A 7,351-nucleotide genomic window follows, 5' to 3' on the forward strand; every position below is an offset into this window, starting at 1 on the left:
TTACGGCCTGTACGACCGTGCGCTGGGCATCCAGTACCTGCTGGGCGTGTGGGACACCGTCCGCTACGGCAAGTGATCGTCTGACGCATTCCCTTCCGATCGGTTGAGACGGGTCTTCATGGCATTCGCCATGGAGGCCCGTTTCCGTTATGCATCCGGTTCGTTATGCATCCGGCGTCCGGTCACCCTGCGTCCGGCGGTATGCGCTGGGCGTCATGCCGTAGCGTTTTTCGAATGCGACGGCGAGGCTGCGCGAATCGGGGAACCCGGTCTCCTCGACGATGTCGCCGATCGGCACGGTCGAACGCCGTATGCGCGACGCGGCGTCCTGCAGTCGCAAGTCGGTCAGGAACCGTTTGAACCCCATGCCCGTCGCCGATTTGAACAGCCGGCTGAAATGCTCGCGGCTGTACCCGAAGCGTTCCGCCACATCCTGAGCTGTAATCGGCTCCGTGTAATGGTCCTCGATGAACCCGATGATCTGCACGAACACGTGACGCCCGTTGCGTACGAACTCCGGCCGCTGCACGCCGGTGACGAACCGTGAATACACGAGGAACAGGATGTCGTACAGCAGCGCGTTCAACTTCAGCGTGCGCAGCGTTCCCGGCTGACGATACCATTGCGCGACCTCGACGACGAGGTCGGTGAGCCGCCGCCGGTCGTCGTCGGTGGCCTGCGGGCTGTCGAAGTCGAGGAGCGCGCGGTCGGCGTACGGATACGACCGTTCGACGATGTCGTTGTTGTATGTGATCGAGACGCCGCTGTAGCGCCGGTACCCGGACGTTCCCACCGTCGCGGAATGAATGGCGTACGGGCTGATCATGGTGATTCTTCCGGCGCTCGTCTCCGAAATCGTCGAATCGATGGTCCATTGCGCACCGCCCTCGAAGCAGTACGCGATCTCAAGGCCGCGATGCCAGTGCGGACGCACGGATTCCTTGGTCGCGTCGTGCAGAATCACCAGCGCGGGGGAGTCGTCGGGGTAGATGTTCTCCTCAAGATAATCGGCGGTGATCATCTCGTTGTGCGGATAGTCGTTGTCGTGGGCCATCGTTGTCCTTCCCGTCGTTGTCCTTCCCGTCGTTGTCCTCTCCGTTGGTGTCCTCTCCGTCGGTGTCGTTTTTGCTTGTGTCGTTCTTGCCGGTGCCGTCCGCCGGAATATCGCGCGGCCATGAGCGCATAATACGATACGTGACGATTATCATACAAAATGTGATATTGATGATTGATAATCGTAAGAATACATCACAAAAATACTATTTATAAATCACATTATGACGATGATGGCGTCGTTGCCGTCTCTAGGATGACAGTCATCACATAGCCGCGAAAGAGACGTGGCGATGTGCGCATGACAAGGCGGTCATCGAAAAGGAGAAGGCAATGACGTCTCAGAATGTCACCCGGCACGACGACCTTGAGGAGGTCATCGACCCGGTCATCAAACGAAGGATCATCATCGTGTGCGCGGCTGCGGCCGTCGGAGGCCTGCTGTTCGGATTCGACACGGCGGTCATCAACGGCGCCGTGGACTCCATCGCGGGCACGGCGACCGGCTTCGGCCTCAACAGCTTCATGAGCGGCATCTCGGTCTCGTGCGCGCTGCTCGGCTGCGTGCTCGGCGCATGGTTCGCCGGCCGGCTCGCCGACAGGCACGGCCGCATCCGCTCCATGCTGTTCGCGTCCATCCTGTTCATCGCGAGCTCCCTCGGCTCGGCCCTGGCGCCCGAGATCTGGTCGTTCATCGTGTTCCGCTTCATCGGCGGCCTGGGCGTGGGCCTCGCATCCGTGCTCGGCCCCGCATACATCGCCGAGGTCTCGCCGACCAAGATGCGCGGCTTCCTCACCAGCTTCCAGCAGTTCGGCGTCGGCATCGGCATGCTCGCCTCCACCATCACCAACAGCATGTTCGCCAAGGGCTCCGGCGGCGCCGACTCGCCGTTCTGGTTCGGCCTCGCCACCTGGCGCTGGATGCTGCTCATCATGATCGTGCCCTCGGTCGTCATGTTCGTCGTGTCCCTGATGCTGCCCGAATCGCCGCGCTACCTCGTGATGAAGAACCGTGACGAGGAGGCCGCCGCCACGCTCAAGCGCATCAACGGCGTGGTGAACCCCGAAGCCAAGATCGCGCAGATCCGCGCCACCGTGGGCGGAGAGAGCGGCGCCCGGCTGCGCGACCTGCGCGGCGGCTTCCTCGGCCTGAAGAAGGTCGTGTGGATCGGCATCCTCGTGGCTCTGTTCCAGCAGTTCTGCGGCATCAACATCATTCTCTACTACGATTCGAGCATCTGGCGCTCCATGGGCTTCTCCGAGCAGATGGCGCTCGACATCTCGATGTACCGCACGCTCGCCGCCTGGATCCCGATGATCGCATCCATGATCCTGCTCGACCGCATCGGCCGCAAGAAGCTCCTCGCCGCCGGCTCCATCGCCATGACCGCGTTCCTGCTCATCGCCACCGTGGGCTTCTACCACGCCTCCGTGCAGGACGGCAACTTCGTGCTTCCCGGTATCTGGGCGCCGATCGCGATCTTCGGCATGTACGCGTTCTTCCTCTCGTTCAACTTCAGCTGGGGTGCCGGCATGTGGGTCGTCATCGGCGAGATCTTCCCGAACAACATCCGCGCCATCGGCGTGGCCGTCGCCACCGCGTTCAACTGGATCGGCAACTTCGTGGTCTCCACCACCTTCCCGCCGCTACGCGACACCATCGGCGTGGGCAACGTGTACCTGGCCTACACCGTGTTCGCCCTGCTGAGCTACCTGTTCGTCAAGAAGGTGCTGCCCGAGACCAACGGCGTGGCCCTGGAGGACATGCCGGCCGAGTAATGCTGCCGCGCGGATCCGCGGGGCCCGTAAGGCCGCGGGACCCTACGGGCCTTCCGTATACCGAATGCAAGGAGACGATGAAATGACCACAACCATCAACCGCTACGCCACCGCCGAGGGCGTGCCGTACACCGACTGGACGGAGATCGACGGCGACCTGGACGGACTGCCACTACCGCTGAGTGATGCCATCCTTCGCTCGCGCGTGGACTTCGCAGACGGCGACTCCTCACGTGTGCCGTTCTGGAACGTGCCCGACGGCATCGACGTCATCGCCGACCTGCCGTATGCCGACGATGCCGACGACGTGCGCGGCCACCGGCTCGACCTGTACCTGCCGCACGACGCCGTGGTCCGTGGCGGACGTACGCTGCCCGTGTACGTGGACATCCACGGCGGCGGGTTCGTCTACGGATACAAGGAGCTCAACCGCAACTTCTGCACGCATCTGGCGTCGCGCGGCTTCGCCGTGTTCTCGGTGAACTACCGCCCCGCGCCGCAGACCGACTTCCTCGGCCAGCTGCGTGACGTCGCGCAGGCGCTCGCATGGATTCGCGATCATCGTGGCGACTACCCGATCGCGCAGGACGGCGTATGGCTCACCGGCGACTCCGCCGGCGGATGCCTCGCGTTCTTCGCCGCCGCCGTCGAGAAGTCGGACGCCGTGGCCTCGGCGCTGGGCGTGACCCCCAGCGGCATCGGCGTGCACGGCGCCGCACTGGTCTCCGGACTGTTCGACCTGCTGCCGTATGTTCCCGCCGATGGCGGGAAGGGCGCGGCGACCGGCTCCGATGCCTCCACCGTGGCCACCGAAGTCGACGCCGACGATCCCGCGTCGATCCTGGACGTGCTGTCGTCCACGTTCTTCGCGCCGCTCGCGTCGGTGGACCGCTCTGCCGTCGACATCGCCGAGATCGTGCGCACGGTGGACCTGCCGCCACTGTTCCTCAATACCAGCAGCGACGACTTCATCCAGTCGGAGACGCTCGGCCTGGCCGCACATCTCGCCGCCGCCGGGGCGGACTTCGAGCTGCACGACTGGAAGACCACCAAGGGGGAGACGCTCGGCCACGTGTTCCCCGTGTGCATGAGCTGGCTCGAAGAGAGCGAGGCCGTGCTCGACCTCATCCGCCACTTCACCTATTCGCGGCTGTAGCGGCCGCTGGCGGCGGCATGGCGCGTGGATGCGTCATGCCGCCGCCGCGTCGTGTCCCGGGGCCGTTCGTGCGCGCCGGGTCACACTTCCGCGGTGGAGGCGAACACGCACAGCTCCACGGGCAGTTTCACCAGCTCGAACGGGGATTCATCGCCGTCGTAGATGCGGGCGACCAGTCTGGATGCGCATGTGCGGCCCATGCGCCGCGGGTCCTGGTCGAGGCAGGTGATCCCCCGGCCGCTGTAGTGCGCCCAGCGGCGCGTGGCGAACGCGCACAGCCCGATCCGCCCGTTGAGCGCCGCCGGATACGATTCGAACACGTCGCACATGGCGTCCTCGTTGTTCGTGAACAGGCAGACGCGCCGGCCGCGCTGTTCGGCGGCGATCCGTTCGAGCTGCTCGCCGAGGTCCTCGGGGTCGGCGTATTCAAGTATCTCCCCGTCGATGCCGGCATGCGCGGCCATATAGTCCCGGAACGCCGTCGCACGCGACACTCGCGTCGTGATGGCGGCTATCATCTGCGTCACGAACACCACATGGTCGAATCGCCGTTCGGCGAGATGGTCGAGCATGGCGTCCACGCCGGCCACGTTGTCGGAGGTCACGCAGTCGCAGACGTTCGGCCGGATGAACCGGTCGAGCGTCGCCATCGGCGGGTTGCCGGGCGTCGTGGCGAATTCGATCAGATACTCGTCGTTGCCGCCGGCCGTGTTGACGATCAGCCCGTCGACCTGTGAGTCGAGCAGCGATTCGATGGCCGCGCGCTCCAGCGCCGGGTCGTCGTCCACGTCGCTGACCAGCAGCTGGATGCCGCGTCTGCGGCATTCGGCCTGCATGCCCTTGAGCAGCTGCGAGCTGAACGGGTTGCTGATGTTGGCGATGGTCACGCCGATCAGATGGGTGTTCGGGGCCTTGAGGCTCTGCGCCAGCTTGTTCGGCCGGTATCCGAGGCGGTCGATCGTCTCGTCGATGCGCCGCCGCGTCTCGTCGGACATATAGTCGTATTTTCCATGCAGATACCGGGAGATCGTGGTCTTGGAGACGCCGACGGCCGCCGCGACGTCGGCGATGCTGGGCTTGCGGTTCGATTTGGACTGCCTCATTCGAGAACTCCTCCATGTGATGCGGAACCGGGGTTCACTATACCTGGCCGATGGGATGGGCGACCGACGCGGGCGTCATCGCCTGCCGGACCGCCTTCCGGACGTGAACGGCAACCGTCGGATATGGAAAACCCTGCCAAATCGTCCGATTGTTCCACTACTTGGATAGTATTATGTGTACCGGTTGAGTTCAAGGTTCGAACTTGAATCGCAAAGACAATACGAATTTTTTTTGATCAGAGGGATTTCTCATGGCATTGGGTGAATCGACTGTTGCAATCAGGCCGGGAAAGGTGCTGCTGGTCGGCGAGGCGATGACGCTGTTCACCGCCGAGCAGGAAGGCGACCTGGCCGAGGTCTCCACGTTCGGCGCGTCGGTCGCCGGCGCCGAACTGAACGTCTGCGTCGGACTCTCCCGACTGGGGCAGAAGCCGGTCTACATGACCAAGCTCGCCCACGACCCGGCAGGCGACCGCATCCGCGCCTTCATGGAGCGCAACGGCATCGACACCTCGCTGGTCTCCTACGACGACGATCACCTGACCGGATTCATGATGAAGTCCAAGGTGAGCCACGGCGACCCGAAGACCGCCTACTGGCGTAAGAACTCCGCGGCCTCCACGCTGTCGCCGGCCGATGTGGACGCCGTCGACTTCTCCGACATCTCGCTCGTGCATCTCACCGGCATCCTGCCCCCGCTGAGCGAGACCACGCTGGCCGCAGCCAAGGAGCTCATCGCCAAGGCCCGTGAGAATGGCGCCTATGTGTCGTTCGACCCGAACCTGCGTCCGGCGATCTGGCCGAGCCTCGACCTCATGCGCAAGACGCTCGTCGAGCTGGCCGCCCAGTCCGACCTGGTGCTGCCGGGCGTCGGCGAGGGACGCGAGCTGTTCGGCGCCGACGATCTGGCAAGCACCGCGCAGGCGTTCATCGACAACGGCGCCAAGCTCGTCGTCGTCAAGGACGGCCCCGCCGGCGCATACGCCACCGACGGCAACGACTCTACCTACGTGCATGGCTTCGTCGTCGACAAGGTGGTGGACACTGTCGGCTGCGGCGACGGCTTCGCCGCCGGCACGCTCTCCGCGCTGCTGGACGGCCGCACCGTGGACGAGGCCCTGGAGCGCGGCTGCGCGCTCGGCGCCATCCAGACGCAGTTCGTCTCCGACAACGAGGGTCTGCCGACCCCGGAGGAGCTTGAGGCGTTCAAGGCGTCCCACCGCCGCGCCGAGTGACGCCGGCGAACGCCGTCGCCCCGCGGAAGTCGCGATAAAGTACAAACTGTTGGCAATAATCCAAAGGAGTATCACTATGGCAGAAAAGACCAACGAAGAGCAGCTGGCCTACTTCTCCGAGCTCGGCGTCGTGCCGCTGGTCACGCTGCACAGCGTGGAGGAGGCCGTTCCGCTGGCCCAGGCCCTGGAGCGCGGCGGCATCCCGGTGGCCGAGGTCACCTTCCGTTCCCCCTACGCCATCGAAGGCATGAAGAAGATCCGCGACGAAGTGCCGGGCGTCACCCTGGTCGCCGGCACCGTGCACACCGTCGAGCAGGCCAAGGCCTCCATCGAGGCCGGCTGCAAGGGCCTGGTCACCCCGGCCTTCACCCGCAGCATCGTGGAGTACGCCCTGGAGAACGACATTCTCGTGCTGCCCGGCACGGCCGTGCCGTCCGACGTGGACGACGCCTACCAGCTCGGTCTTCGCTACGTCAAGTTCTTCCCGGCCGAGGCCTACGGCGGCGTGAAGACCCTCAAGGCCCTCAACGGCCCGTTCGCCGAGATGAAGTTCCTGCCCACCGGCGGCGTGAGCCTGAAGAACGCCGAGGAGTACATCTCCCTCAACAACGTGTTCGCCATCGGCGGCTCCTTCCCGGTGCCGTCCGCCGCGCAGAAGGCCCACGACTGGGATGCCATCGCCAAGGCCTGCGCCGACGCCCGCGCCCTCGTCAAGCCGATCATCGACCGCAAGAACGCCTGATTCGCAGAACGGCTTCCCGGCTTGGGCCGGGAACATACGGTCAACGTCAGTGAACGACGCCCGCGCCCCTGAATCTGTGGGGTGCGGGCGTCGTTCGTATGTCGCGACGATGCGACGTAACCCGTGTTCTGAGACCCAGGTCACAGAAACGGTGTGCAAATTGTGGCAACGATGCCCGACGGAGGGAGTGGAACGTTCACAATAAATATGGCTCTTCGGGTGTTTGTGTGGGTGTGGATCACTGGTCCGGCCTGCTGGTTATTGGCGTCCGGGGAGTTGTAGG

The 7,351-nt window shown here is 64.5% G+C and carries 6 protein-coding genes; 4 read left to right on the forward strand and 2 right to left on the reverse strand.

Annotated features, from left to right (window positions below; genetic code table 11):
• Positions 1-163: 163 nt before the first annotated feature.
• Complete coding sequence (locus DF200_RS10285; protein ID WP_109138180.1) at positions 164-1,054, reverse strand: AraC family transcriptional regulator; 891 nt, start codon at positions 1,052-1,054, stop codon at positions 164-166.
• Positions 1,055-1,323: 269 nt separating this feature from the next.
• Here DF200_RS10285 and DF200_RS10290 point away from each other — a divergent pair, with 269 nt between their 5' ends.
• Together DF200_RS10290 and DF200_RS10295 are read left to right on the forward strand one after the other, a co-directional pair.
• On the forward strand, positions 1,324-2,832 hold the full coding sequence (locus tag DF200_RS10290) for a sugar porter family MFS transporter (protein WP_109138181.1): 1,509 nt from the start codon (positions 1,324-1,326) through the stop codon (positions 2,830-2,832).
• 82 nt (positions 2,833-2,914) lie between these two features.
• A complete protein-coding gene (locus DF200_RS10295) occupies positions 2,915-3,988 on the forward strand; it encodes an alpha/beta hydrolase (RefSeq protein ID WP_109138182.1) in 1,074 nt (357 codons plus the stop codon).
• Between the two features lie 80 nt (positions 3,989-4,068).
• Here DF200_RS10295 and DF200_RS10300 read toward each other — a convergent pair whose 3' ends face one another.
• Complete coding sequence (locus DF200_RS10300; RefSeq protein ID WP_109138183.1) at positions 4,069-5,091, reverse strand: LacI family DNA-binding transcriptional regulator; 1,023 nt, start codon at positions 5,089-5,091, stop codon at positions 4,069-4,071.
• 251 nt (positions 5,092-5,342) lie between these two features.
• Here DF200_RS10300 and DF200_RS10305 point away from each other — a divergent pair, with 251 nt between their 5' ends.
• Complete coding sequence (locus DF200_RS10305) at positions 5,343-6,326, forward strand: sugar kinase (RefSeq protein WP_109138184.1); 984 nt, start codon at positions 5,343-5,345, stop codon at positions 6,324-6,326.
• A gap of 76 nt (positions 6,327-6,402) precedes the next feature.
• Complete coding sequence (gene eda, locus DF200_RS10310; RefSeq protein WP_109138185.1) at positions 6,403-7,068, forward strand: bifunctional 4-hydroxy-2-oxoglutarate aldolase/2-dehydro-3-deoxy-phosphogluconate aldolase; 666 nt, start codon at positions 6,403-6,405, stop codon at positions 7,066-7,068.
• The last annotated feature ends 283 nt before the right edge of the window (positions 7,069-7,351 follow it).

This window comes from Bifidobacterium catulorum (genome assembly GCF_003129925.1).
GTDB lineage: Bacteria > Actinomycetota > Actinomycetes > Actinomycetales > Bifidobacteriaceae > Galliscardovia > Galliscardovia catulorum.

Coding starts and splice junctions, on each gene's coding strand:
- DF200_RS10285 (WP_109138180.1), bottom strand. CDS start 1,054: ATGGCCCACGACAACGACTATCCGCACAACGAGATGATCACCGCCGAT.
- eda (WP_109138185.1), top strand. CDS start 6,403: ATGGCAGAAAAGACCAACGAAGAGCAGCTGGCCTACTTCTCCGAGCTC.
- DF200_RS10300 (WP_109138183.1), bottom strand. CDS start 5,091: ATGAGGCAGTCCAAATCGAACCGCAAGCCCAGCATCGCCGACGTCGCG.
- DF200_RS10295 (WP_109138182.1), top strand. CDS start 2,915: ATGACCACAACCATCAACCGCTACGCCACCGCCGAGGGCGTGCCGTAC.
- DF200_RS10305 (WP_109138184.1), top strand. CDS start 5,343: ATGGCATTGGGTGAATCGACTGTTGCAATCAGGCCGGGAAAGGTGCTG.